Origin of the sequence: Nibrella viscosa, from assembly GCF_039541875.1 — a bacterium.
In the GTDB taxonomy this organism is placed as follows: domain Bacteria; phylum Bacteroidota; class Bacteroidia; order Cytophagales; family Spirosomataceae; genus Nibrella; species Nibrella viscosa.
The window spans coordinates 17,561-42,608 of sequence record NZ_BAABHB010000014.1 but is presented as its reverse complement, the minus strand read 5'-3'; the positions used below and the strand labels follow the sequence as shown (position 1 = coordinate 42,608).

Genomic DNA, 25,048 nt, shown 5'->3' with positions numbered 1-25,048 from the left:
GCTTTAGAATGGTAAATCATCATCGCCACCGCCTTCAAAAGCAGTCGGCTCGGATTGAGTGCGACGGGTTGCCGAAGCAGCAGCCGGACGGTTCTGAGCCGTTGCCGCTGCGGTTGCTGCCGGAGCAGCCGGCTGGCGGGGAGCCGCAGCCTGCTGACGCGCCGGTGCGGGTGCAGCCACTGGAGCCTGCTCCGTATAAGTCTCACCGCTATCCTGTACGTCACCGCTATTGGGCCGGCCACCGATCAGTTGCATACTGGTTGCCCGCACCCGAACACCTGAACGCTGCGCACCGTCTTTATCCTGCCAGGTCTCCGTCTTTAGCTTCCCTTCAATATATACCTGATTTCCTTTTCGCAGATATTGTTCAGCAACTTTAGCCAGATTATCCCATAATTCAATTCTATGCCACTCGGTTTGCTCTACCCGCTCACCGTTGCGATTTGTGTACGACTCCGACGTAGCGATATTGAACCGCGCTACCACCGATCCCCCATCCAGATACCGAACTTCAGGATCGCTGCCCAAATTGCCTACCAGAATTACTTTGTTTACACCAGCCATAAATCAAAAATAGTTAAACAGATGAAAATTACAAGCGGGTTCTAAGAAGTTAAAGTTACTCAAAAAAACCGATTTAACCAAACTTTTGGCGAAGATATGAGGTGATTAACACCGGCTTAGGAAGCCGCCCGATTTCGTCCGGTGTATACCACTGCAAGCCCTCGGGAAGCGCATTTTTTAGCGCATCCGGCACGTCGATCATCCAAAACTTAGCTTCTATCCGCTGGTGCGAAAGCAGTTGCTGCCCGGCCTCCGGAAACCGGTCGACTGCTTCTGTCTGCACTACTGGTTCAGACGCAACCGGTAGCGCCAGGTCACGCAACGCTTCGGTCGGCTCGTCGGTTTCAATCAGGTAAAAATCGTACAGTTGCTGCCAGATGTCCTTAGCCGTTCGTTCACGCATGGCCAGTTGGCCGTTATTTCTGAATACCAGGTAATTAAAAAATCGTTGCTTCACTGGAACCTTTTTCGCTTTCACCGGTAGCTTATGTTGCTGCCCTGTCAGAAAGGCCCGGCATTGCTGCTGTAACGGGCACAGCAGACAGTCGGGAGCGCCCGGCGTACACTGTATCGCGCCGAACTCCATAATAGCCTGGTTATAATCGGCCGGATCCCGGGCAAATGCAATTAGCCGCGTTGCCAGGTCAGCAAATAGCTTTTTAGCTCGTGTGGTGGTAATATCGTCGACAACTCCAAACACGCGGGCCAACACACGGTACACATTGCCATCTACCACCGGCACACGCTCACCAAACGCAAAGGAGGCTATGGCAGCAGCCGTATAGGTACCAATCCCTTTGAGAGCCAGAAGACTAGCATAGGTTTCAGGGAACTGCCCCCCCAATTCCTGAGTAACATATTTAGCCGTCTTGTGCAGGTTTCTGGCCCGTGAGTAATAGCCTAGTCCCTGCCAGAGCCGCAGCAGGTCGCGCTCATCGGCCCGGGCCATATCAGCCACTGTTGGAAAGGCTTCGATAAATCGTTCGTAGTAAGGCCGCCCCTGAGCAACGCGGGTCTGTTGCAGAATGATTTCGGAAAGCCAGATGCGGTACGGATCACGAGTATGTCGCCAGGGTAAGTCGCGTTTATGATGCTGGTACCACCGGTCAAGTGTGGGGGCAAAAGCCGTAATAGTTTTGTTGGCGTCTGATTGCCAGTTCAAAATAAAATCAGAAAATAGGTCGTTGAGGAGAAAATACCGGTGCCAGGTTTTTAATTTTTAGGGGAAAGGTCTACCTTTGTATCCCATTTTGGGCACCTGAAAATTCAACAACAAAATAAACGTTAAAGTTTAGTAAAGTCGTGACGAAAGCAGACGTAATCGCAGAAATTGCCGAGAAGACAGGGATCGACAAGGCTGATGTAACGCAAACCCTGGAGACATTCTTCTCCGTGGTCAAACAGTCGTTGGCAAGCCATGAGCCGATATATGTGCGGGGGTTCGGCAGCTTTATCAACAAGCGCCGGGCACGGAAAGTAGCCCGTAATATTTCTAAAAATACGGCCATGGTAATCGACGAGCATTTTATTCCGAGTTTTAAGCCGGCCAAAGTTTTTGTAGAGCAGGTAAAAACCAGCGAGAATACCAAAGCTTCTGTCGAGTAAGTCAGGCCGCGTTTTCATAGCCTGCCCGGTGAGACCAGGCCAAGCCGGTCCAGACGTTTGCTGAGAAGAGTTACATCATGAAAAAATCCATAATTGTTGTTTTAGTTCTGGCTACTGCGCTGACGGCCGGCTTGTATAGCCTGCCTAAGGTTGTTGTACAGAACGAAAACAAGCAGTTGGGGGGCCGCTCTTCTGCCCAAACGTCTGGTTCGGGCCTGGTAACCGGCGATTCAACCAGTGCGGGTGGTCATGTAGGTGATACCCAAAACGCTGATCTCCACCAAAAGCCGCTCACGGCGGAGCAAGAGCGCCGGCTGGGAACGCTACAGCGCCAGTATGCTTCGGCTACCGTGGCCGGCAAACCGGCCGCAGCCAACGAGTTGATCACGTTCTTCCGCTCGGTGAGCCGCTACGATAGTGCCGCTCATTATGCAGCGGAAATTGCCAGACTGGAGCCAACCGAGCAAAACTGGCTGCGGGCCGGCGATCAGTATTTTGAAGCCTACGGATTTGCCGTTGATGAGCAGAAAGCTGCGAATCTGGGCGAAAAAACCAGAGTAGCTTACCAGAAAGCCCTCGACAAAAACCCGAACCTGTTGGCGGCCAAAGCCAATATGGCCATGACGTACGTGAGTACGCAAACGCCGATGCAGGGAATTATGCTGTTGCGGGAGGTGTTACAGCAAGACCCAACTAATGAACTGGCCTTGTTCAACCTGGGCCTGTTGTCTATGCGGTCGGGGCAGTACACCCGCGCTATTGATCGGTTCCGCCAAATTCTGGTAACCAGTCCGGGCAATCGAAAAGCGCAGTTTTATCTGGGCATCAGCCTGGCCGAGGCCGGTCAGAAAGATGAAGCCCGGAAAGTGCTGGCTCAGGCGAAAACGCAGGAGAAAGACCCGCAGATTCTGGCCGCCATTCGGGAATACGAGGAGCGGCTCAAGTAAAATTTTGGGCTGGCAGGTAGTCAGCCGACATTGTATAACATAAGTAAACTATTTTACCACTATGCCTTGCGGTAAAAAAAGAAAACGTCACAAGATTGCTACGCACAAGCGTAAGAAGCGGCTGAGAAAGAACCGGCACAAGAAAAAATAGTGGGCAGTAGGCAGTAAGCCGTTCTCAGTATGCAGTCAACAGATCTTTTTCTGCTCACTGCCAACTGTTTATTGCCTACTCTTCCTGAAGCCTCGTGGAATGACGCGGCTTCTCTTTTTTTTAGCCCTTGTGCCGTAGGTACGGCACCTCTGTTTTGCATTCATGCATTCCGCCATCTAACCGCGCATTCATCTTGTGAGTAATGAATTAGTGATCAGTTCAACTCAGAAAGGTGACCGCATCGCCCTCTTGCAGGACAAGAGGTTGCTGGAATATCACCTGGAAGAGTCAGACAGCAATTTTACGGTTGGGGACATATACCTGGGTACAGTAAAAAAGCTGGTTACAGGCCTGAATGCGGCTTTTGTCGATATTGGTTATGAAAAGGACGCCTTTCTGCATTATCTTGATCTGGGACCGAACATCAACTCCCTGAACAAGTTTACGAAAGATGTCATCGCCAAGCGCGTCAATACCGGCCGGCTCAACAATTTTAAACTGGAGCCGGAGATTGATAAGTTAGGTAAAATAGATAAGGTCCTGACCAAAAATGCACCCATTCTGGTGCAGGTGGTAAAAGAACCCATTTCGACTAAAGGGCCGCGACTTTCCTGCGACATTTCGATCGCAGGTCGCTATCTGGTGCTGGTGCCGTTTGCCAATACGGTTAACCTGTCAAAGAAAATTACGGATAAAGCCGAGCGCAGCCGCCTGATGCGGCTCATGTCGTCCATTAAACCCCAGAATTTCGGCGTTATCGTCCGGACGGTGGCCCAGGGAAAAGACGTGGAAGAACTCGACCGTGATTTGCAGGCATCGATTGAAAAATGGGAGAACGGGATCAAAGCGTTACGCGACGCTAAACCCCGCGACCGCATAATCGGTGAAATGAACCGGGCATCGTCTATCCTCCGCGATATGCTGAACGAATCGTTCGACAGCATTACCGTTGACACGCGGGAGATGTTCGACGACATCAAGACGTATATCCACACCATTGCACCAGAAAAAGAGCGCATAGTAAAGCTGTACAACGGGAAGACGAAAGTCTTCGAAGCCTTTGGGCTCGAAAAACAAATTAAATCCCTCTTCGGACGGTCGGTGAGCCTGCCCGCCGGTGGTTACCTGATTATTGAGCATACCGAAGCACTGCACGTTATCGACGTCAACAGTGGTAACAAATCAAATTCCGAAGAAGATCAGGAGGCTACGGCCGTTAGTGTCAATCGGGAAGCTGCCAAAGAAATTGCCCGCCAGCTTCGGCTGCGCGATATGGGCGGTATCATTGTGATCGACTTCATTGACATGAAGAAGGCCGAGAACAAGAAAATGATTTTCGACCTGATGCGGGAGGAGATGAAAGCCGACCGCTCCAAGTTCACCATTCTACCGCTGACCAAATTCGGTCTGATGCAGATCACCCGGCAGCGGGTACGCCCGGAACTAAACATTGTTACCCGCGAAACCTGCCCGACCTGTGGCGGAACCGGTACCATTCAGGCTAGTGTACTGGTTACGGATATAATCGAGAACAACCTGGAATATATCCTGACCAAGCAAAACGAGCGCGGTGTACAAGTGATGCTTCACCCCTTCCTGCACGCCTACTTCACCAAGGGACCGTGGTCGCGTCAGATGCAGTGGTTCTGGAAATACAAAACCTGGGTAACCCTCATACAGGATAGTTCGCTGGGCGTTGTCGATTTTAAGTTTCACAACCGATTCGGCGAAGAGATCGAACTGGCTGCGGTCAGTTGACGACGGGCTTACCGGAAAAAAGAGAACGGCCTCCTGCCAAATCTGGCGGGGGGCCGTTCCGTTTCAGGATAGGTGTATGTTTTAGCAGATAATCTCCAGATCTACCAGTTCGGTAAACAACTCGACCCCCAGCGTATCTTCAATGGAATCAACACTGTCTAAATCAAGCAGCAGGTCACGCAGATCAGTAGAGATTTCGTACGTTTCATAAAAGCGTCGGTCAAACAATACCGGAGCATCTTCCAGATCACACAAAGAATAACGCTCCTGGTTAAACGCAGGTCGGATAGGTAATGCATTCAGCTTAGCCGGCTTATCTTTCACCGGTTCCAGAAAGGAATGGATGTAGTTCCAACCCTCCCATTGCCCCGGGTACTGGTTCAGATAAGCCCAGAATGAGTCATACAGTTGTTGCATCGTCTGCCGGGAATACGTCTCCCGGTCAATCGAGCTGTCTGGGCGGATAGGATCCAGACAGTGCAGCACATTAGAAAGGTTAGCTTGCCGGTAACTGATTACGGGGACAATCGGTACGCCGGCAGCGTGTGAGATAAAGCCTACGCCCTTGCGGGTCAATAATTTTCGGTTACCGAAATGGACCAGCATGTACTTGTCCGCTTCATTTTCGGTGGGTGCGGTTTCGGGACTTCCGTCTACGTAAACGATAAGCGATTTACCGGCTCTGAGTTCACGGAGAATCGTCATGACGGCGGCCGGATTGCCGGCTTCTACTATGCGAAACGAATTAGTCAGACCACGTTGCTGGCGGAGCGCATCAATATGCGCCTGCATACTACCGCCCTGCTGGTGATGGGCCTGGCTACCGACCAGTAAGACACAGTCTATACCTTTCCGGTAGAGCAGGCTGGTAAGCAGGCGATAAGAGCCGAGGTGGTATGTGCAGTAGATGTGCGGCCGGCCGGGGCGCATAGCCTGCCGGTAACCTCCGCGTAGCTGCACTAATTCTCCGGCGCTTAGGAACTCCTGATCGAAGGTAGTAAACACCTGCTGAAGAAGAAGTTCGCGAAACAGCCGCTCGTGCTGTTCACGAGGAATGCCGGGCATGATGTTTTCCATATTTGCCGAGAAGGTTGTAAACTTAACCAGGTATCCCTGTTCCTTCTGTAGATTAATGGATTCGAAACGTTGCCGGCAACGACTGAGTTCTCGCTGGTACTGACGAAGTGTCGTCTGCATAATAATACTTTGTTTAAACGCTTACGGACTTAGGACAGAACCGGGGTCTGTTGTACATTCGCACCGAGGAAGGTAATGAGCCAGGGGCAGCATCCCTGATCTTTGCCACCACCGGCAGCGCCTGCCAGGTCTAAAATTGAGTAGATTTCCTGTTTTGCTGACGGCAACTGATTCTTCTCGTTAACAAACGACTGAACGGGCTTGATAGAAAATTGCTTTTTCATGGTACTGTTCTGTAGGTTATAGTTAAAAATCGATGATTGTCGCGGGTATTTTAAAGCGCTTTATTTATCGCGATCGAACAGTACAAAAGTAGTTACGTCAGGTAGGTGAACTCAATGGAGAAAAAGTATCAAAAGAGGTAGTGAATTAGTCAATAATTACTATTAACTTAGCTTCGAGAGTGCAGAGGAGCATGAAAGAGGTTCAGCTTAACCGATTGTATTTACGAAACCCCTTCAATAGTATCGGCATTTTGGTAGCCGTTGCCTTGTTGTTTGAAGGACTGACCTGGGCGGTTGCTTATCGGGGCAAAATGGTTCAGATCGAAGAGCTGGGTGGTGGCCTTACTTACGTAAGTCTGCTGCTCCGGGGTCTTTTTTTGCCTGAGATTTGTACGTTATATATCCTGATCACCCTGATCAATGCCTATCACACGGCCTTCAGGATTAATTCCCTGCCCTTAAACTGGTCCTCCATTACCCATTATCAGTTACGTCTATTACCGGTTCTGCTGTTAGCTTTTTTTGTTTTTAATCCGTTTACCCAAAGCGTTCGATTCCTGACAGAAGCGTTTCCGTATTATTCTTTTGACCGGTACCTGCACCATTATCTCCTCGGTACATTCAACGTCCGGATGTATATCCTTTACCTGACGCCGGTCGTGATTATCGGGTATCTGGCCGTGAACGGCTCCCTGGTCTACGATTATTTTAACCAGCGCCCGTCGGCGGCAGAGAGCACAGAAGCCACCCGGCCGCTCGACCCAACCAGCAGTGCTGGTGCTGCTATTGCTACACCCATCCCAGAATACCTGGAGACGGTAAAAAGCCGAAATGCGCAGGGCGATATGATTCTGCCCGTAGACGAATGCTTATGCTTCACCATCGAAGATCGTAATTACTACGTCCTGCACCCGAAAGGCCGGTATATGCTCAGCAAAACGCTGAACGAACTGGAAACCGAACTGGATCCGGCTCAGTTTTTCCGGATCAACCGGGGTATTATTTTGAATCGTCAGGTTGTTCAGAGTTATGCTCACTGGGAAAAAGGCAAATACATTGTTCGTCTGAATATTCGCTACGACGGCGAGGTTATCCTGCCAAGAGCACGGCTACAAGAGTTCAGAGACTGGCTGGCCGGTAAATACCAGCCGGTCTCTCCCCCATTATCCAGCCCAACGGTATCGCTACCTGAAACACCAATACTCACAACAAGTAGTTTTTAATCGTTATTCCATACCGGGTTAGCTGGCGGCAACTGCCTACATTCAACTTTTTGGCAATATTCGTTTTGTGATTTGATAAGGTCCGGTAGCTGATATGCAGCATCCGGGCTATTTCATCACCAGGCAAGCCCTGGCTGATCAGCCGGAGTACTTCGCGCTCCCGATCAGACAGTCGGCTAAGTTGCTGCCGGGTATCTTCTTTCAAGACTTCAACCCCATAGTTTTTCAAAAGCGACATAAATCCGGTGCTGTAGTAACACCCCCCATTGCTGACCGTCTGAAAACACTGGTAAAGCTCTTCCAGGCCATCGCTGGCGTAAAGAAACCCAAAAAAACCCGTTTGCATGGCATTCGCTATCAGGTGCAAATCCGGACGACTCGTATACAAAATAAACTTTGTACGCTGGTCATCCGTCTGCGACTGTCTGACAATATCAAATCCCTGCCGGCCTGAGATCTCGGCATCCAAAATAACGCATTGAGGCCGCTTCACCCGGATTTGCTGGAGCGTGTCATTCATCTCTACAGCCCTACCCACTACATTGTACCCCTGCTCTTTCAAAAGTTGGCTAAGCACCTCACACGTGAATTGCTCCGACTGAGCTACTAAGATTGAAAACTCCCGTCGGCGAAGAAAATATTTCTTTTCGCCGTTTAGGCTGTCTGTCATTTGTTCCATAAAGTTTCCTGGTAAGAATACATCCTGAATCTACGCTGAAACGCAGCGGCTGTCAATTTGGGTTGGCTGAAATCACCATCTGAGCCGACGAAATGACTAAAAAAGAAGAGTATGGTTAATGCTATTTTAGTCATTTCGTCGGGCCTGATGGTGATTTCATTCAGCAGGAGTTGACTAAAGTGATGTCTTTCCTGTAGTTTCAATCCGAAATACAGGCGATACCTGCGGTTTCGCCAACTCAGAAACGTATCGGGCTATACTGAAACTATACTATGGAAACGTCATCTTTTATGTACCACATGCCAGTCCCGGAATCCCAAACTGTTGTGCTGGATTGGGTGAAAGCTACCGAGGAATTTTATCAGTGGTACTTCCTAATTGATCAGGTACTCAACCGTGCGCAGTCTGGCGGCAGGATTCGACCTGGAAAAAAAAGAGCGGCTCAGCAAACCAAAAGCAACGATAACGTGCAGCAGTTACTACAGCTGCGGAAACAGATGAAAGATGTGTTATCGACGCTGATGGGTGATATGAATACCGCTAAACCTACCCGGCAGGCTGAGGTGTCGAAACCAGGCAGGCTTGTTGTTCATACCCGGCTGCTGGAAGATCTGAACCGAAATATTGCCAGTGAGCTGGATAAGCTTACAGGTGCCCAGGCGTAGTTATCTCCTCCTTGCTATAGATCTCCTGTCCCGGCTCCGGAAAACCGTTAAGCCGGGACAGGCTTTTTAGCCGGATATAACCGTACCAAGAAGTTTGGCAATCTCCATATCCACCCGCTTGAAATGCATATACTCCAGCATATACTGGTCCGACTCAGCCGGATCGGCAGCCTGGCTGATGAGTTGCTTCAGGCGGACCATTTGCTGCTCTGCCAGCAGTTTTTTAATCCGCAGAATATTCCCGTAAGCAGCATCTGCCAGGATGGTTATTTCTTCTTCCGTCGGGACAATAATCTCGTGTTTCAGCCAGCCGTCACTGAGTTCGTAACGGGGTGTGGTCAGGGTAATGGCTTCGTGCTGCAGAGCCGGATCATTCTGGTCCAGGAAATCACCGGAGGTCAGAATATCCCCCCGGAGGAATGCCTCACGGAAGAGCGTCAGCATCAGGTCGTATGGGGCATACTGGAACTGAATATCGCCCAGCTCACTCAGCACATAATGGCATAAGGAGATGCCAGGCTCCAGTTCCCGGGCTCCGTAGTTGATCAGCAGCCGGATACACTCCTCTTCCTGATAGGAAAGGGCACTGCGAGCTCCTTTTTTGGCAGCAGGCAGTTTGGTGGCCAACGGGTCAGGTACCCATACATCCTGGGGAGCCGACTCTATCTCCAGGCCGTTCAGCAAGGCGTTAATATCCTCCAGCGAAGGCTCACCCGGCGCTGCGCTCCGGGCCGGTGCCGTTTTCTGCCGCTCATAATCCCGTGCTTTCTGCTCCTGCAGCTTGCGAATAATCCGGTTGCCTTCGCTGATCAGCGTCTGCTCATCAACCTGTAACTGCTGGGACGTGGTCCGAAAAAAAACCTGACGTTTAATAGGGTCCGGTATTTTTACGATACTCCCTACAACTTCGGCAATTACCTCCGCCCGCTTAAACGGATTATCACCGGCTTCGCGCAGCAGGGCGTCTGCTTTAAACGTAATAAAGTCGAGCGTATGCCGGCGCAAATGGTCCCGGAAAGCCTCCGCACCTACTTTCCGGACGTAGCTGTCGGGATCGTCGCCATCAGGGAAGGTAGCTACGCTGACGTTAAGCCCTTCTTCCAGCACCATATCCAGGCCGCGCAGGGCCGCTTTAATACCGGCCGCATCGCCATCGTACAGAATCGTAACATTCTGGGTAAACCGACTGATGAGCCGAATCTGCTCAATAGTCAGCGAGGTGCCCGACGAGGCTACTACGTTTTTAATACCCGCCTGGTAGAGGGAGATCACATCGGTGTAGCCTTCGGTCAGATAACAGACATCCTCCTGCCGGATGGTTTGTTTGGCCTGAAAGATGCCATACAGCACCTGGCTTTTGTGGTAGACCTCTGTTTCGGGCGAGTTGATGTATTTAGGCTGCGACTTATCCGTTTTCAGGATTCGTGCTCCGAAGGCAATAACCCGCCCGGCAACGTTGTGGATCGGGAAAATGACGCGGCCCCGGAACCGGTCGTAGACTTTACCGCCGTCTTTGGCCAGCACCAGACCGGCTTTCTCCAAAAGTGCGGTATTATAGCCTTTCCGCTGGGCTTCTTCCAGCAACGCCCCCCACTGATCCAGGCTGTAGCCAAGTTCAAAGGCCTCGATAGTGGGGTTAGTAAAGCCCCGCTCCCGAAAATAGCTCAGGCCGATGCTCTGTCCTTCTTCGGTGTGGGTAAGGGTTTCCTGATAAAAGCTTTTGGCAAAATTCAGGATGATATACAAACTTTCGCGCTCGTTCTGCCGGATGAGTTCTTCGGGCGTGGCTTCCTGCTCCTGAACCTCGATGTTGTACTTCTTCGCCAGAAAACGCAGGGCTTCGCCATAACCAATGTTTTCGATATCCATGACAAACCGCACCGCATCACCGGCCTTACCGCAGCCAAAGCATTTATAAATCTGACGGGTGGGGTTTACGTTAAACGAAGGCGTTTTCTCATTATGGAACGGGCAGCAGGCAATGTAATTACTACCCCGCTTTTTCAGTGAGACAAAATCACCCACTACTTCTATAATATCCGCAGCCTGGCGAATACGGTCAACGGTTTCTTCGGGGATACGCATTAGCGCTGGATCAAAACGTTACCAGAGTCTCCTACCGCAGGAGTCTACACCAAATTTACGGTAAATCTTATCCAGGAGCCTTACTTCTTTCTATTTATGGCAGAATTTTATCGTTGCTTTCCGGCAATATTTTTGCTCTATTTGTTAAACAGAACTAAACCAGACCGGTAAGTACTGGTACAGACGTTTTATGACTCAAGATATACCTCTTTTTATAAAGACATCCAAAACACGCAGGCGAAAAAGCCCGTTCCGGCTTTTCGCAGGTATGTTACTCTTTATGGGTCTTTTGCTTTTTCAAGCCTGTAAGTCATCAAAAGAGCCGGTAAGTCCGCAACCAAACGCCGTTGAGAAGTTCGACGCAGAAGTAGCCCTCAAATGGTCAGATCTGCATCTGAAGTTAATCCAGACCTCCGCCGGTTTTACGCCCCCGGTTGCGGCCCGTACCATCGGCTACGCCGGCGTAGCGCTCTACGAAGCTGTTGTACCGGGTATGCCCAACAACCGCTCACTGGCCGGTCAGCTCCAGGGCCTTTCACAACTCCCCCAGCCGGAATCCGATAAAATCTACAACTGGGCCTTAAGTGCCAATGCTACTCAGGCCGCTATCCTCCGCAATCTGTTTGCCAATACCTCGGCCGTTAATAAAACCCGCATCGATTCTCTGGAGAAGGCCCTACTGACGCAATATAAAGATAGCGATGAAGCCGTAAACGAGCGCTCGACTGTGTTTGGCCGCAGTATTGCGCAGGCCATTTTTGAGTGGTCGAAAAGCGATGGCGGGCATGAGGGATACAACCGCAATTTTCCTGCCGATTTTAAAGTACCGGTGTTTCCCGGCGCCTGGCAACCTACCGAAAACGGCCGGCAAATTCCCCTGCAACCGTACTGGGGAAATAACCGCCTGTTTGTATCGGCAAACAGCACCCTGCCCATGCCCCAGCCGCTGGAGGTTTCTACCGATGTAAAATCCCAGTATTTTGCGCAGTACCTGGAGGTTTATACCAAAAACAAAGTGTTGACGCAGGCTGAAAAAGAAATATCGATCTGGTGGGCCGACGACCCAGGTGAAACGTTTACCCCGCCGGGTCATTCGTATAACCTGGCCCGCATTGCCATCAAAACGGCCAATGCCAATCTGGCCAAAGCGGCCGAAACACTCGCCCGCGCCGGCATTACCGTGGCCGATGCGTTTACCCTGTGCTGGAAGTGTAAATACAAATTCTTCAACGAACGACCGTATACTTTTGTCCGCCGGGCTATTGATCCCGCTTGGGTACCCTTCTGGCCGGCACCGCCGTTCCCGGGCTATACCTCCGGCCATGCCACCCAATCGGCGGCTACGGCTACCGTATTGGCCGACCTGTACGGCGACAGCTTCGCCTTTATCGATGACTCGCATGTAGGTCGGCCCCGCGATACGCAGCGAGGTGTAGACTTCAAAGCCCGGTCTTTTCCGTCTTTCTGGGAAGCGGCCGAAGAATCGGCTCGTTCACGTTTTCTGGGCGGCATTCACACCCGGCAGGATAACGAAACCGGCCTGATCGAAGGCCGGAAAATAGGCCGGAATATAAATGCGCTGGGCTGGCGTAAATAACCCTGACAACCTATAACAGCAGCGGCCCCGGTAATGATACCGGGGCCGCTGCTCATTTATAGCGTTCAATTACTTAGACTTAGTAGGCCCGCACAACTTTGTTTTCCATAAAGTTAACAAAGGCTTTGTTAACAACTTTGTTACCGCCGTCGGTCGGATAATCGCCGGTGAAGTACCAGTCACCGGAATGATTCGGGCAGGCGCGGTGCAGGTTATCAACCGTTTGGTACACCACCGCCAGTTCGGCATTCAGGTCTTTGGGCGTGACAATATGCGCAATTTTCTGCGATACCTCCTGATATGTAAAAGGTTCAAAGAGCGCCTTTACATAGTTCTTCCGGGTAGCATTGCCAGACTCGATAGCCACCACACACTGGGCATACACCTCATCGATCAGATTGTCTAGCCCACGCTCCCTGAGCAGTTCCAGCACCGCCCGGAAAGCAACAAACTCCTTTACCTTGGACATATCAATACCGTAGCAGTCCGGAAAGCGAATCTGTGGGGCCGACGAAACAATGATGATCTTCTTCGGACCCAGCCGGTCGAGCATCCGCAGGATACTTTTCTCCAGGGTGGTTCCCCGCACAATGGAGTCATCCATCACCACGATATTGTCTTTGCCTTTTTTGATAACCTCAAATGTGGTATCGTATACGTGCGACACCATATCGTCGCGGTGAGCGTCGTCGGTGATAAAGGTACGGAGCTTCACGTCTTTGGAAACCAGCTTCTCGATCCGGGGCCGGAACGACAGGACTTTCTCGAGATCCTGCTCAAACAGAATACCCTCCATGATGGCTTTCTTCCGCTGTTTGGCCAGGTAATCTTCCAGACCTTCTACCATGCCGAAGAAGGCCGTCTCGGCGGTATTCGGAATGTAAGAGAAAACGGTATTTTCGAGATCGTGGTCAATTTCTTCCAGGATCTGCGGCACCAGCAGGCGGCCGAGCATTTTGCGCTCGTTGTAAATATCCGGATCGGTAGCGCGGGAGAAATAGATGCGTTCAAAGCTACACGAGCGTTTTTCGATGGGCTTGATAAATTCGTACTCATCGTATTCGCCGTATTTATCGATAATGAGGGCATGCCCCGGCTTTACCTCCCGAATCTGGCTGTACTCCACATTGAAGGCCGTTTTAATGGCCGGTTTCTCCGACGCCACCACCACTACCTCATCATCGGCATAATAATAGGCAGGCCGAATACCGGCCGGATCGCGGGCCACAAAAGCAGCGCCGTAGCCTGTCATACCCGCCATAGCGTAACCACCATCAAAGTCGCGGCACGAGCGGTGCAGTACCCGCTGCAGGTCCATGTTGTCCTCGATAATGTCCGACAGGTCAGGGTTTTCGTAAATGCCTTTGAAGCGGTCGAATACCCGTTGGTTTTCTTCGTCCAGGAAGTGGCCGATCTTCTCCATCACCGTGACCGTGTCGACCCGCTCTTTGGGGTGCTGCCCCAGCGAAACCAGTTTATCGAACAGTTCATCGACATTGGTCATGTTGAAGTTACCTGCTACCACCAGGTTACGGCTCCGCCAGTTGTTCTGACGCAGCATGGGGTGGCAGTTTTCAATCTCGTTGGCCCCGTGGGTACCGTAGCGCAGGTGTCCCAGCCAAACCTCACCCGTAAACGCAACGTTTTCCTGTAGCCAGCGGGCATCGCGGGCTGCATCTTTGTTACCTTTCAGGGATTTTTTGACTTTCTTATTAATCTTCTGGAAGATCTCCGCCACCGGTTGCGAATCTACGGAACGGTAGCGGCTGATATAACGGTGCCCGGGCGGAACGTCAATTTTGATGTTGGCCACTCCGGCTCCGTCCTGCCCCCGGTTTACCTGCTTTTCCATCAGCAGGTACAGTTTGTTGGCCGCGTAAAGGGGTGTTTTGTATTTGTCGATGTAGTACTGATATGGCTTGCGCAGACGAATCATTGCAATGCCGCACTCATGTTTGATGGTGTCGCTCATGAGGAGGTTTTTAGTGATGAAAAAGTAACGTTACCACTTGTTTTTTCGTTCGTTGAACGGCTCAAACAAATGTAACAAACCACCGGACTTCTCGCATCACAGACGGCCTCTTTTTAGCTAACTTTAATGTTACAGGCCGGCAATCAGTTGCAGCAGCCAGTCGGGTTTCAGGAACAGGAGAATCACCGGTGCCACCAATACGCCGATCAGTACCTGCTGCGAAATAGGCGTTATGGCAACGACTTCTGTTCGGGTTCTGACCTTGAAAAACAGCAGATACGGAATTTTCAGGTAGTAGAATAGTGAAACCACGGCGTTCAGCACGCCCAGACCAAACAGCACGAGCAGCCACGGATTGTCTGTGGTCTGATATGCCTGCAGCAGGGCCGAAAACGACAATAGTTTGGCCGTGAAGCCTACGGTAGGCGGCAGGCCGGTCAGGGCCAGCATCACCACGGTCATGGCTACGGCCAGCCATGGCCGGTCGGCGCCCATTCCGGCAAAGTCGTTGATTTTCAGGCTGCCCGACGTACTCTGAGCAAAGGTATCGATCAGAAAAAAGGCCGCCAGGTTGATGAACAGGTAGGTAGCCACATAAAAGGTAGCGGCCTGAAAACCGCTCTCGTTGAATGCCACCACGCCCACCAGCAGAAAGCCGGCATGGGCAATGGTCGAATACGCCAGCAGCCGCTTGGCATCCGTCTGCCAGAGCGCAGACAGGTTGCCGAGGGTAATGCTAGCCAGCGCCACCACTGCCAGCGGTGTTTGCAGCTCACCCGGCAGGGCCGACACCAGCCGCATCAGCACCAGCAGCGCAGCCGCTTTGGGGCCGATGGAGAAAAAAGCCGCTACCGGCACAGGGGCCGCATCGTAGGCGTCGGGGGTCCAGATATGAAACGGCACCAGCGATAATTTGAACAGGATACCAGCCAGGGTCAGCAGCCCGGCCAGCGCTACTACTACCGTCCCGTTCTTGGCCAGTTCGACACCAAAGACGGTGCTGGTAATGTCGAGCGTGCCCGTCATGCCGTACAGCAACGATATGCCATACAGCATAATGGCCGAGCTGACTGCGCCGAACAGCAGGTATTTAATACCTCCTTCAGACGCTTTGCGGGTAGTAGTCAGGGCCGTCAGCAGGTAGGAGCAGATGGAGGCCAGTTCCAGGCCGAGGTAAATTGCCAGCAGGTTGGTAGCCATGGTCATGATAAACAAACCCAGTACCAGCGCCAGCAAGAGCGAATACCATTCCGGGGGAAGCTGATAGGCCGACGAGACCGATGCACGTTCTGCCGGCCCATATGCCTCATAGGCGAGTACAGCCACGGCTCCGACAATAATGACAAGCTTAAAGAAAACCGCCTGGTCATCCAGGAAGAGCAGGTGCAGAAACAAAAACCCGCGCAATGGCTGCCATAATGCCCAAGCTCCGGCAATCAGCAATGCGCCGATGCTCAGCACCGCTAACCAACGACGCGTATACTGGGGATTTCCTGAGCGAGCCAGCAGCAATTCGGCAACAAGCAGCCCCGAAAAGGCCAGCGAAAGCCAGACCTCCGGCCCGAAACCGCCTAAGCTATCCAGTATGTCCTGTAATTGATCGCGAAGTTGCAAAGTGATGGGTACGTGACTGGCACGCAAAGGTAAGAGAAAAAGGAAATTCCTCTAAATTACCCCTTCACGCTGGGCCTGCTGGCTATAACTGTTTAGCTCTACTGGTTTCTGGCTCTTACGGGTGCGCATGTTCAGGAATTCAACCAGCAGCGAGAACGCAATAGCAAAATACAGATAGCCTTTGGGAACGGCTCCGATTTCCTGATTGAAGATGACTACATCGGCCTGATGAGCCCCTTCAGCGATCAACATAAAGCCAATCATGATCAGGAAGGCCAGACCCAGCATTTGAATACTTGGATGCTGATTGATAAAACGGCTGACCGGCCCGGCAAAAAACATCATAATACCAACCGATATAACAATAGCAATGGCAATAACTGTGTAGTTCTGGGTTAAGCCCACTGCGGTTAGAATAGAATCAATGGAGAAAACCATGTCAATCAGAATAATCTGAAAAACGACTCCGGCTACTCCGCGTCTGACTGCGGTTTGAGCCAGGGGTTTCCCCTCTTCTTCTTGAGCAGAGTTCCCCTCCAGTTTATGGTGTATCTCAGAAGTCGCTTTGTACAATAAAAAAAGTCCCCCAACTACCAGAATGACACTCTGCCCAGAGAAAGCCCCCTCAAACAGTTTACTATTTATGGTTGTAAACGGTTTACTCAGCGAGATAAGAAGAGAAACTGCAAACAACAGCCCTATCCGGAAGAACATCGCGGCCAACAGACCAATATTTCGGGCTTTGGCCTGATCACCCGGCGGTAACTTATTAGCGGCAATGGAGATGAAGATGATATTGTCTATGCCTAAAACTACCTCTAAAAAGGTTAGCGTCAGAAGACTAATAATGGCTTCTGGCGTAAATAAATTTTCCATTCGTTTATACGTTAAATCCAGTTCAAAACTATTGAGTTTGCCTATCCAGTGACGGGCAAATTACAGGAATGAACGCTTAAATAAGCGAAAGGTTCGACACTGGCCTGAACGGAACCTAAACCGTTTCGCAACTCTCCACAACAGCCCCATACCGGCAGGGTTGTCTTTTATCCGTATTCTTTTCGAACTTTGCGGCCGTAAACAGGCCAATCCTATGAAAATCAATACAGCTGAATTTGTTATCAGCAACAGCGACCCGACCAAATGCCCGCCCCCGAAAAAACCGGAATACGCCTTTATCGGCCGCTCCAACGTCGGCAAGTCGTCGCTGATCAATATGCTGACGGGCCGTAATTCGCTGGCGAAAACATCGGGCCGACCGGGAAAAACGCAGCTCATCAACCATTTTATCATCAACAACAACTGGTTTCTGGTCGACCTGCCCGGCTACGGCTACGCCAAAGTCAGCAAAACCGAGCGGGAAAAGTGGGGTACCATGATTGATACCTACCTGACCACCCGCCCCAACCTGATCTGTACGTTTGTGCTGGTCGACGCCCGGATTGATCCGCAGCCGATCGATCTGGAGTTTATGGCAAAACTGGGCGAAAAAGGCCTGCCGTTTGTGATTGTTTTCACCAAAACGGAGAAACTGAGTAAAACGGCGCTTGATAAACAACTGACGCAGTACCGCCAAACGATGCTGGAAACCTGGGAAGATGTGCCGCAAATTTTCATAACTTCGGCGGTTTCGGGGGCCGGCCGCGACGAAATTTTATCGTTTATCCAATCGCTCAATCAGGAAGTAACGCTTCCCTGAGCGTCAGGCAACTACCCGCGAAAGCCGAAAAACAGAACCCAAATTTCTGGCCTGAACTAACCAAACTTGCTTATTTTCGCGGCTTAATTAAACAAAAATCTGGCAACAATCTTTTTAAAGTGGCGTTAGAGATAAACAAAGGGAGTATGGAAGCACTGAAGCAAATCGCAAACATCGCCGGCCATAGCGGCCTCTATCGGATTCTGAAACCGAGCCGTTCGGGCGTAATTGTCGAAACGCTCGACGAGAAGAAAGAGAAAACCATGATGGGACCGTCGGCGCGAGTTTCGGTGCTGCACGATATTTCGGTGTACGTAGACACGGCGGACGAATCGATGCCCCTGGGCGAGGTGTTCATGGCCATTGCCGACAAATTCGGCGACGAGCTACCCGTCACCGCCAAAAGTGCAAACAACGAACTGACCGATTTTATGGAGGAGGCCCTCCCCGACTACGACCGGGAGCGGGTACGTCCCAACGATATCAAGAAAATTGTAAGCTGGTATACCATTCTGCGGAAAAACGCACCAGACGTTTTCGAGAAGAGCAACTCAACCGAAACGCAAACGACCGAACCCTCCGCCGAAGCCAGCGAAGCCTCCACCAGCGAAGCTGGACAGGAAGAGCAGGCTCCAGCCTAAAGAGTATCCATTTTCAGTGAAAAAGAAAAAGCAGCGATTGGCCCTTGGCTTCGCTGCTTTTTAGTTTCGGTTAGTCGTTAGTCATTAGTGGTTGACGCCTGTTTTTACTAATGACTATCGACTAACGACTCAACTAATCAACCAGACTCAACTTGACCGTATTTGTCCGGCGGTGCTTGGAGAGCGGCATACTGAGCGTATTGATCAGGATATCACCTGACTTAAGAATGCTCTTATTCACCAGTACTTCCTTGATTTCATCGACCGTCTGGTCAACATTGAGGCTTTCGTTCGGTTCGTACGGCATTACCTCAACCCCCCAGTACAGTCCCAGGATGTTGCGGAGCCGGGCGTTGGATGAGAACACGCAGATCTGTGCTTTGGGGCGGTGGTGCGACAACCGCACGGCCGTATAGCCCGATGTGGTGATACCCACAATGGCTTTGGCGTTGGTATCCCGAGCCAGCCGGCAGGCGCTCATCACCACGTTATCGTTCAGGACGTTTTCGGTAGGCTGCTCGTTTACGTGGGCGTGGTACCGGAAATACAGCTTATCGGCCGAGTTCTCCACCTGCTGAATGGTGCGGGTCATGTTTTCGACGGCCAGAATCGGGTATTTACCCGAAGCGGTTTCGGCGCTGAGCATTACTGCGTCGGCCCCGTCGAGTACGGAGTTGGCCACATCGTTGATTTCGGCGCGGGTGGGGCGGGGTGCATCAATCATGCTTTCGAGCATCTGCGTCGCCACAATTACCGGTTTGGCTGCCCGGTTACACTTCTCTACAATCATTTTCTGGATCATGGGCACCTCTTCGGCGGGCAATTCAACGCCCAGGTCACCACGGGCAACCATGATACCGTCGGTGACTGCAATGATTTCGTCGATGTTCTGAATAGCCTCGGGCTTTTCAATTTTGGCCACCACGCGGCAATTTTTCCCCTTTGCCTTGATATAATCTTTTACTTCCTGAATATCCGACGCGTACCGCACAAACGAAAGGGCAATCCACTCCACATCGTTTTCCAGGCCAAAGTCCAGGTCGATATAATCTTTTTCGGTTACCGAGGGCATCGATACTTTCGTATTAGGCAGATTTACGCCTTTCTTTGACTTCAGCGGCCCACCATACACCACTTCAGTGACAACATCGGTATCTTCTATGCCCACCACTTTCACCTCCAGTTTGCCGTCGTCCAGCAAAATCCGCTCCCCCGGATGAACGTCGCGGTACATACCCTTGTAGGGAGTACTGACACGCTCGGCAGTACCGATGATTTCATCATTGGTAAACACGAGCCTATTCCCCGCCAAAATGGTTACGCCATTGTCATCCTCCACCTTACCGATACGAATTTTAGGGCCCTGCAAATCCTGTAGAATACACAGGTTCAAGCCTCTTTCTTCGTTAATTTCGCGGATGCGCTGGATGCGGGCCAGATGATCTTCGTGGGTACCGTGGGAGAAATTGAGCCGGAATACGTTGACCCCGGCTTTTGCCAGTGCCAGCAGTTGGTCTTTTGTGTCAGAGGCCGGGCCGACAGTGGCAACAATCTTGGTTCTTTTGAACATAGGGTACAGTAAGATTTGGTAATGTTTACCAAAAACCGCTGCAAAATTAACCGCCTATCTGAATTTGTCGGTAAAATTTTTGCAAAACCCTCATAACGGGTCAACATCAATTACTACCGACACCGCCCGCAGCCCCTTATCGGTCAAAATAGTGGTGATGCATTCCTGAATGAAGGCTTTTACAGCTTTGATGTTGATTTTGTCCCGCTCCAGCTTGATCAGAATGTCGTACAGAAACTGGTTGCGGATGCGCTCCACCAGCGGCTCCTCCGGTCCCAGCACCCGGTTGCTGCCCAGCTTTTCGGCCAGGTCGGCGGCCAGTTTGTTGGCGGCCTGACGGCTGATTACCTGCTCCTGATGCCGGATGGTCAGCTTAATGATCCGGCTGAAAGGGGGGTAATTGAAGTTCTGGCGCTCGGTGACTTCTTCCTGGTACAGGCCAAAATAGTCGTTTTCCAGCACCTTCTGCAAAATTGCCTGCTCCGGATTGCTGGTCTGGATGAGCACTTTCCCCTGCCGGTCGGCCCGGCGGCCGGCCCGCCCGCTCACCTGCGTAATCATCTGAAAGGCCCGCTCCGTTGCCCGGAATTCGGGGTAGTGAATGAGCCGGTCGGCGTCGAATATACCCACCAGGCTGACGTTGTCGAAGTCGAGTCCTTTGGTAATCATCTGCGTACCCACCAGAATATCCACCTGCCCCTCCTCAAACTCTTTGATGATCTGCTGGTACGCGTTTTTGGTACGGGTCGTGTCCAGGTCCATCCGTTGAATACGGGCCTGCGGGAACAGGATCTGCAACTGATCTTCAATCTTTTCGGTACCGAAGCCGACCGTCTTTACCTTGGTGGAGCCGCAGACGGGACACAAACGCGGCACCTCTTCTTTATGGCCGCAGTAGTGGCAGCGCAGCTCAGCGGCCCGCATGTGGTAGGTCAGGCTCACGGCGCAGTTGGGGCACTCAGAGGTCCAGTCGCAGTCTTCGCATTGCAGGTAGGGCGAATACCCCCGGCGGTTCTGGAACAGAATACTCTGCTCCTTCCGGTCGAGGTTCATCTCCAGTTCCTGCAGCAGGGCCGATGAAAACTCGTTTTTCATGGTCTTCTGCTTCCGCTCCTGCCGGACATTCACCAGCCGGATATTGGGCAGCGTGGCCTGCCCGTAGCGCTGAAACAGCTCCACCAGCCCATACCGTTTCTGCTGCGCGTGGTAGTAACTTTCGACAGAGGGCGTAGCGGAGCCCAGCAGCACTTTAGCCTTTTGCCAGTGGGCCAGCATAATGGCTACGTCGCGGGCGTGGTAGCGCGGAGCCGGGTCATGCTGCTTGTACGACGTTTCGTGTTCTTCGTCGACAATAATCAGCCCCAGGTTATCAAATGGCAGAAACACCGCCGACCGCACCCCAATCACAAACTGGTACTGCCCGGAGATGATGCCTTTCCAGACCTCGACGCGCTCATTGTCTGAAAATTTAGAATGGTAGATGCCCATTTTATCGCCGAACACCTTCTGCAGGCGCACCACGATCTGGGTAGTCAGGGCTATTTCGGGCAGCAGGTACAGCACCTGCGAGCCCCCTTCCAGCGCCTGCTGAATCAGCCGGATGTAGATTTCGGTTTTGCCGCTGCCCGTGATGCCGTGAAACAGCACCACATCCCGCTCCTGAAACAGAGTGGTTACCTTGTTAATCGCTCCCTGCTGGGCGTCGGTCAGCCGGATTTCGACCTGGGGCGTAATGCCGGTATCGCTGAAGCGCGGCTGAATGACCTCAAACGTCTCGAATACTTCGTTTTTGATGAGTGTTTGCAGCGACGACTGCGAGAGTTCGTCGTCCTGGTTCAGCACGGTTTTGTCCAGACCTTTCTGGTTGGTTGCCGGGTTGATCTGCACCGGCACGTAACGGAGGTAGCGCATGACCACCTCCTGCTGCTTCGGCAGTTTTTCGAGCCGGTTAATGAGCATCAGCAGTTGTTCGCGGTTCTCGTAATTGGCGTGCAGGCGGATCTTGCGCACCATCTTGGGTACGTATTTCTCCCGCACCTCTTCAAACACAATCACAGCTCGCTTCCCCACCAGCGATTTGATCATGGCCGGTACATGTACCTCGCCAACCAGCCGGCCCAGTTCCTCGTACGACAAGGCCGGGTGCTTCTGCAACTCTTTCAGCAGATCCCATTCCTCTTTGGTCAGCAGTTCGGGATAGTCAAAATCGGGGTTGTACTGCACCTTCGACTGGCTGGTGATCTTCAGGCCCGACGGCAGGGCCACGTTCATCACCTCCCCCACGCAGCACATGTAGTACTCGGCCATCCAGTTGAATAGCTCCAGTTGGTAACTGGTCACCAGCGGGTACTCATCCAGCAGTTCCAGCACGTAGCGAGCCTGGTATTTGGCCGGCGGGTGGTTGTGCATCCTGGCGACTATAGCCGTCATGACCCGGCTTTTCCCAAAAGGCACAATCACGCGGGCACCAATTTTAAGCAGCCCCGCCATATCGCGCGGTACCCGATACGTGAACAGTTTCGGCACCGGGATGGGCAAAATCAGGTCCACAAAAAAGGTAACCTCCTCAGCAGCAGTGTATGGAAATAGCGAATCGAACAAAAGACAAGCCGGTTGACGGGAACTCAGTCAGTAAATATACAACAGAAAAGCGAACGCGGCCCGCCGGAAACTGATCCGGCTCGGTATCAACTTCACAAAAATACCCGCCGGTGTAAACCATAACGGGGTTTGCTATTGTTTGTTCGGTATGGCAACAATGAATGGTACAGCAACTTACGACGTCATTATCGTTGGCGGTGGTCCCTGTGGTCTGGCGGCCGGGATAGAAGCCTCGAAAAGTGGATTGACCCACCTGATTTTGGAGAAAGGGAGCATCACCGAGTCCATCCGGCGGTACCCTAAGATGATGCGCTTCTTTTCGACGGCCGAAAACATCGAAATCGGCGGCATACCGTTCCCGATCACCGGCGTAAAGGCCAACCGGAACGAAGCCCTGCAGTATTACCGCAAAGTAGCAGGGTATTATAAGCTGAACGTGAAGTTGTTCACAACAGTAGACCGGGTGGAGAAGCACGGAGAGGCCTTCCTGGTATTGACCACAACCGGCCAAACCTACCACGCCCGAAAGGTGATTCTGGCGACGGGCTATTTCGATAAACCGCGCTGGCTAGGTATTTCGGGTGAGGAGTTGCCGCACGTCACGCATTACTACGATGAGCCTTTCCAGTACTCCTTTTCGAATGTGGTGATTATCGGGGCCTCCAATTCGGCGGTGGAAGCGGCACTGGAATTATACCGGGCCGACGCCCACGTCACGATTGTACACCGGGCAGAGGATTTTCGGAAGACGGTGAAGTACTGGCTGATTCCGGACGTAAAAAACCGGGTGAAAGAAGGCAAAATTCATACGCAGTTCAACACCTGCATTACACGCATTGAACCCGGCAAGGTCTGTACCGCCAACCTGCAAACCGGCGAAGAAAGCGAATTACCTGCCGATTTTGTCCTGATTCTGACCGGCTACATCCCCGACGCCGACCTGCTCCAGCGATGCGGGGTCGAGTTGAACTACGAAACGCAGGTGCCCGTTTACGACAAAGAAACCTTTGAAACCAACGTGCCGGGTTTGTACGTCTGCGGCACTGTCATGGCCGGCATTTACACCGAAAAAGTATTTATTGAAAACGGCCGCGAGCACGCCCAGGCCATTATCGACCACATTGTGGGTCGCGAGGTGCATCAGGTGAAGGAGTTGATTGAGCGGATATAATAGCCTGGAATGGTATTCCGGGAGTGTAGCCCGGAATACCATTCCAGCTTACTCATTAATACGTAACTTTCTTAATCGTCCCTCCCACCAGGCTATTGATATAATAGGTATTCGGGCCGGCTTTTTCAAGATCCGTCGGCAAGTTCAGACCCGTCAGTAAATTCGCGCTACTACTACCATTTGACCGGACTACACTGCCCGTATTGGGTGCAAAACCGGCCGGCAACGCAAAATCAGCGAAATGCACAGCCAGTGGCTGATTATCGCTTCCCAACTCCACATCGACCAACGTAGTCAGTCCGCTCTGATAGACTGAAAATACGCCGTTGAGTCCCAACCGGTAAATAGCGGCCTGCCCAGGTATGAACGGAAAGCCCGTGAGAGTTGTCACATAAAACCACCCGTTTCCGTCATAGACAATACCCGTTGGTACCGGATCAATTTTAGGCGGGCCAATCATCGGGTTCGTTGGGTTTGTAAAACGGGGTAGGGTGGCAAAAACACTCAACGTGCCGTTTGTTGCCCGGCGAATAATGGAATTAGCGGCTGCATCGGCAATATAAAGCTCTCCGTTTGGACCCATGGTTAGATTAAACGGATTAGACTCACCTGTGTCTTCCGCCCCAAAATCGTAGTTCACTACAAACTGACCAATATTTTCCGTTTGCAGGTTACTCGCCGGCACCGGTGCACTGGTTCCGGGAACAAACTGGCTGACGTCGGCTTTATACAGCAGGCCATTCGCATGTAAAATGTAGAGGGTTCCGTTTATATACAGGAGGTGATTTAGCCCAACCGGAAAAGGCTCAGTGGGGACAAAAAATGATGGAAAACCAGTGATAACTGAAAACCGGGAACCATTCGGCAAGATTACCGAAATTCGACCATCGTCCTTTCCGGTTCCCGCTTCCGCTAGCCAAACCCGGCCCTGTGGGTCGGTATCCATACCCATGGGCGATAGCAGGTTAGCAGCAAAATCGAAGACCTGAATCTGAGCGGGATTTACCGGTAAAGAATGGTCCCGGCAGCTAAACGTCAACAGACAGACAAAGAAGGCGAGTGATACTGTAATCTTGCTTTTCATAGAA

The 25,048-nt window shown here is 51.7% G+C and carries 21 protein-coding genes; 9 read left to right on the top strand and 12 right to left on the bottom strand.

Going from position 1 to position 25,048, the window contains the following annotated elements:
• Positions 1 to 3: 3 nt before the first annotated feature.
• Positions 4 to 564 carry a single-stranded DNA-binding protein gene (locus tag ABD931_RS24150; protein WP_345270590.1) on the bottom strand — a complete coding sequence of 187 codons (561 nt, stop codon included), beginning with the start codon at positions 562 to 564 and terminating at the stop codon, positions 4 to 6.
• Positions 565 to 637: 73 nt separating this feature from the next.
• Positions 638 to 1,726 (bottom strand): A/G-specific adenine glycosylase, encoded by a 1,089-nt coding sequence (gene mutY, locus ABD931_RS24145; protein ID WP_345270589.1) that lies wholly within the window; start codon positions 1,724 to 1,726, stop codon positions 638 to 640.
• Positions 1,727 to 1,866: 140 nt separating this feature from the next.
• Here mutY and ABD931_RS24140 point away from each other — a divergent pair, with 140 nt between their 5' ends.
• From ABD931_RS24140 to ABD931_RS24130, 3 genes are all read left to right on the top strand, one after another.
• On the top strand, positions 1,867 to 2,169 hold the full coding sequence (locus tag ABD931_RS24140) for an HU family DNA-binding protein (protein WP_345244793.1): 303 nt from the start codon (positions 1,867 to 1,869) through the stop codon (positions 2,167 to 2,169).
• A gap of 77 nt (positions 2,170 to 2,246) precedes the next feature.
• The gene (locus ABD931_RS24135; protein ID WP_345270588.1) at positions 2,247 to 3,116 is read left to right on the top strand and encodes a tetratricopeptide repeat protein; all 870 of its coding nucleotides are present in this window, start codon (positions 2,247 to 2,249) and stop codon (positions 3,114 to 3,116) included.
• Positions 3,117 to 3,462: 346 nt separating this feature from the next.
• On the top strand, positions 3,463 to 5,025 hold the full coding sequence (locus ABD931_RS24130) for an Rne/Rng family ribonuclease (protein WP_345270587.1): 1,563 nt from the start codon (positions 3,463 to 3,465) through the stop codon (positions 5,023 to 5,025).
• A gap of 81 nt (positions 5,026 to 5,106) precedes the next feature.
• Here the strand turns inward: ABD931_RS24130 and ABD931_RS24125 are convergent, their stop codons facing one another.
• Complete coding sequence (locus ABD931_RS24125) at positions 5,107 to 6,222, bottom strand: hypothetical protein (protein WP_345270586.1); 1,116 nt, start codon at positions 6,220 to 6,222, stop codon at positions 5,107 to 5,109.
• 29 nt (positions 6,223 to 6,251) lie between these two features.
• Positions 6,252 to 6,446, bottom strand: a complete 195-nt coding sequence (locus ABD931_RS24120) for a hypothetical protein (protein ID WP_345270585.1) — start codon at positions 6,444 to 6,446, stop codon at positions 6,252 to 6,254.
• Between the two features lie 215 nt (positions 6,447 to 6,661).
• On the opposite strand from ABD931_RS24120, the gene ABD931_RS24115 reads away from it, so the two are divergent.
• On the top strand, positions 6,662 to 7,669 hold the full coding sequence (locus ABD931_RS24115; protein ID WP_345270584.1) for a LytTR family DNA-binding domain-containing protein: 1,008 nt from the start codon (positions 6,662 to 6,664) through the stop codon (positions 7,667 to 7,669).
• Here ABD931_RS24115 and ABD931_RS24110 read toward each other — a convergent pair.
• On the bottom strand, positions 7,650 to 8,348 hold the full coding sequence (locus ABD931_RS24110; protein WP_345270583.1) for a LuxR family transcriptional regulator: 699 nt from the start codon (positions 8,346 to 8,348) through the stop codon (positions 7,650 to 7,652). The two genes, ABD931_RS24115 and ABD931_RS24110, sit on opposite strands and share 20 nt — an antisense overlap.
• 272 nt (positions 8,349 to 8,620) lie before the next feature.
• Between ABD931_RS24110 and ABD931_RS24105 the strand changes: the two genes are divergently transcribed.
• Positions 8,621 to 9,013 (top strand): hypothetical protein, encoded by a 393-nt coding sequence (locus tag ABD931_RS24105; RefSeq protein WP_345270582.1) that lies wholly within the window; start codon positions 8,621 to 8,623, stop codon positions 9,011 to 9,013.
• 66 nt (positions 9,014 to 9,079) lie between these two features.
• Here ABD931_RS24105 and dnaG read toward each other — a convergent pair whose 3' ends face one another.
• Complete coding sequence (dnaG, locus tag ABD931_RS24100) at positions 9,080 to 11,098, bottom strand: DNA primase (protein ID WP_345270581.1); 2,019 nt, start codon at positions 11,096 to 11,098, stop codon at positions 9,080 to 9,082.
• Between the two features lie 268 nt (positions 11,099 to 11,366).
• On the opposite strand from dnaG, the gene ABD931_RS24095 reads away from it, so the two are divergent.
• Positions 11,367 to 12,695, top strand: a complete 1,329-nt coding sequence (locus ABD931_RS24095) for a vanadium-dependent haloperoxidase (RefSeq protein ID WP_345270580.1) — start codon at positions 11,367 to 11,369, stop codon at positions 12,693 to 12,695.
• Between the two features lie 79 nt (positions 12,696 to 12,774).
• Here ABD931_RS24095 and ABD931_RS24090 read toward each other — a convergent pair whose 3' ends face one another.
• From ABD931_RS24090 to ABD931_RS24080, 3 genes are all read right to left on the bottom strand, one after another.
• Positions 12,775 to 14,667, bottom strand: coding sequence for an amidophosphoribosyltransferase (locus ABD931_RS24090; protein ID WP_345270579.1), 1,893 nt, complete (start codon positions 14,665 to 14,667; stop codon positions 12,775 to 12,777).
• Between the two features lie 129 nt (positions 14,668 to 14,796).
• Positions 14,797 to 16,281, bottom strand: coding sequence for an NADH-quinone oxidoreductase subunit N (locus ABD931_RS24085; RefSeq protein WP_345270578.1), 1,485 nt, complete (start codon positions 16,279 to 16,281; stop codon positions 14,797 to 14,799).
• 51 nt (positions 16,282 to 16,332) lie between these two features.
• The gene (locus ABD931_RS24080; protein ID WP_345270577.1) at positions 16,333 to 17,157 is read right to left on the bottom strand and encodes a TerC family protein; all 825 of its coding nucleotides are present in this window, start codon (positions 17,155 to 17,157) and stop codon (positions 16,333 to 16,335) included.
• A 214-nt stretch (positions 17,158 to 17,371) separates the two neighbouring features.
• On the opposite strand from ABD931_RS24080, the gene yihA reads away from it, so the two are divergent.
• Together yihA and ABD931_RS24070 are read left to right on the top strand one after the other, a co-directional pair.
• The gene (gene yihA, locus ABD931_RS24075) at positions 17,372 to 17,977 is read left to right on the top strand and encodes a ribosome biogenesis GTP-binding protein YihA/YsxC (RefSeq protein ID WP_345270576.1); all 606 of its coding nucleotides are present in this window, start codon (positions 17,372 to 17,374) and stop codon (positions 17,975 to 17,977) included.
• A gap of 146 nt (positions 17,978 to 18,123) precedes the next feature.
• Entirely contained in the window at positions 18,124 to 18,618 is a 495-nt protein-coding gene (locus tag ABD931_RS24070) for a DUF5606 family protein (protein ID WP_345270575.1), read from the top strand.
• Between the two features lie 133 nt (positions 18,619 to 18,751).
• On the opposite strand, the gene pyk is transcribed toward ABD931_RS24070, so the two are convergent.
• The gene (pyk, locus tag ABD931_RS24065; protein WP_345270574.1) at positions 18,752 to 20,188 is read right to left on the bottom strand and encodes a pyruvate kinase; all 1,437 of its coding nucleotides are present in this window, start codon (positions 20,186 to 20,188) and stop codon (positions 18,752 to 18,754) included.
• 90 nt (positions 20,189 to 20,278) lie between these two features.
• On the bottom strand, positions 20,279 to 22,789 hold the full coding sequence (gene priA / locus ABD931_RS24060) for a replication restart helicase PriA (protein ID WP_345270573.1): 2,511 nt from the start codon (positions 22,787 to 22,789) through the stop codon (positions 20,279 to 20,281).
• Between the two features lie 148 nt (positions 22,790 to 22,937).
• On the opposite strand from priA, the gene ABD931_RS24055 reads away from it, so the two are divergent.
• Entirely contained in the window at positions 22,938 to 23,960 is a 1,023-nt protein-coding gene (locus ABD931_RS24055; protein ID WP_345270572.1) for a YpdA family putative bacillithiol disulfide reductase, read from the top strand.
• Between the two features lie 55 nt (positions 23,961 to 24,015).
• Here the strand turns inward: ABD931_RS24055 and ABD931_RS24050 are convergent, their stop codons facing one another.
• Positions 24,016 to 25,044: a ScyD/ScyE family protein gene (locus ABD931_RS24050; RefSeq protein ID WP_345270571.1), complete on the bottom strand. Its 1,029-nt coding sequence runs from the start codon at positions 25,042 to 25,044 to the stop codon at positions 24,016 to 24,018.
• Between the last annotated feature and the right edge of the window lie 4 nt (positions 25,045 to 25,048).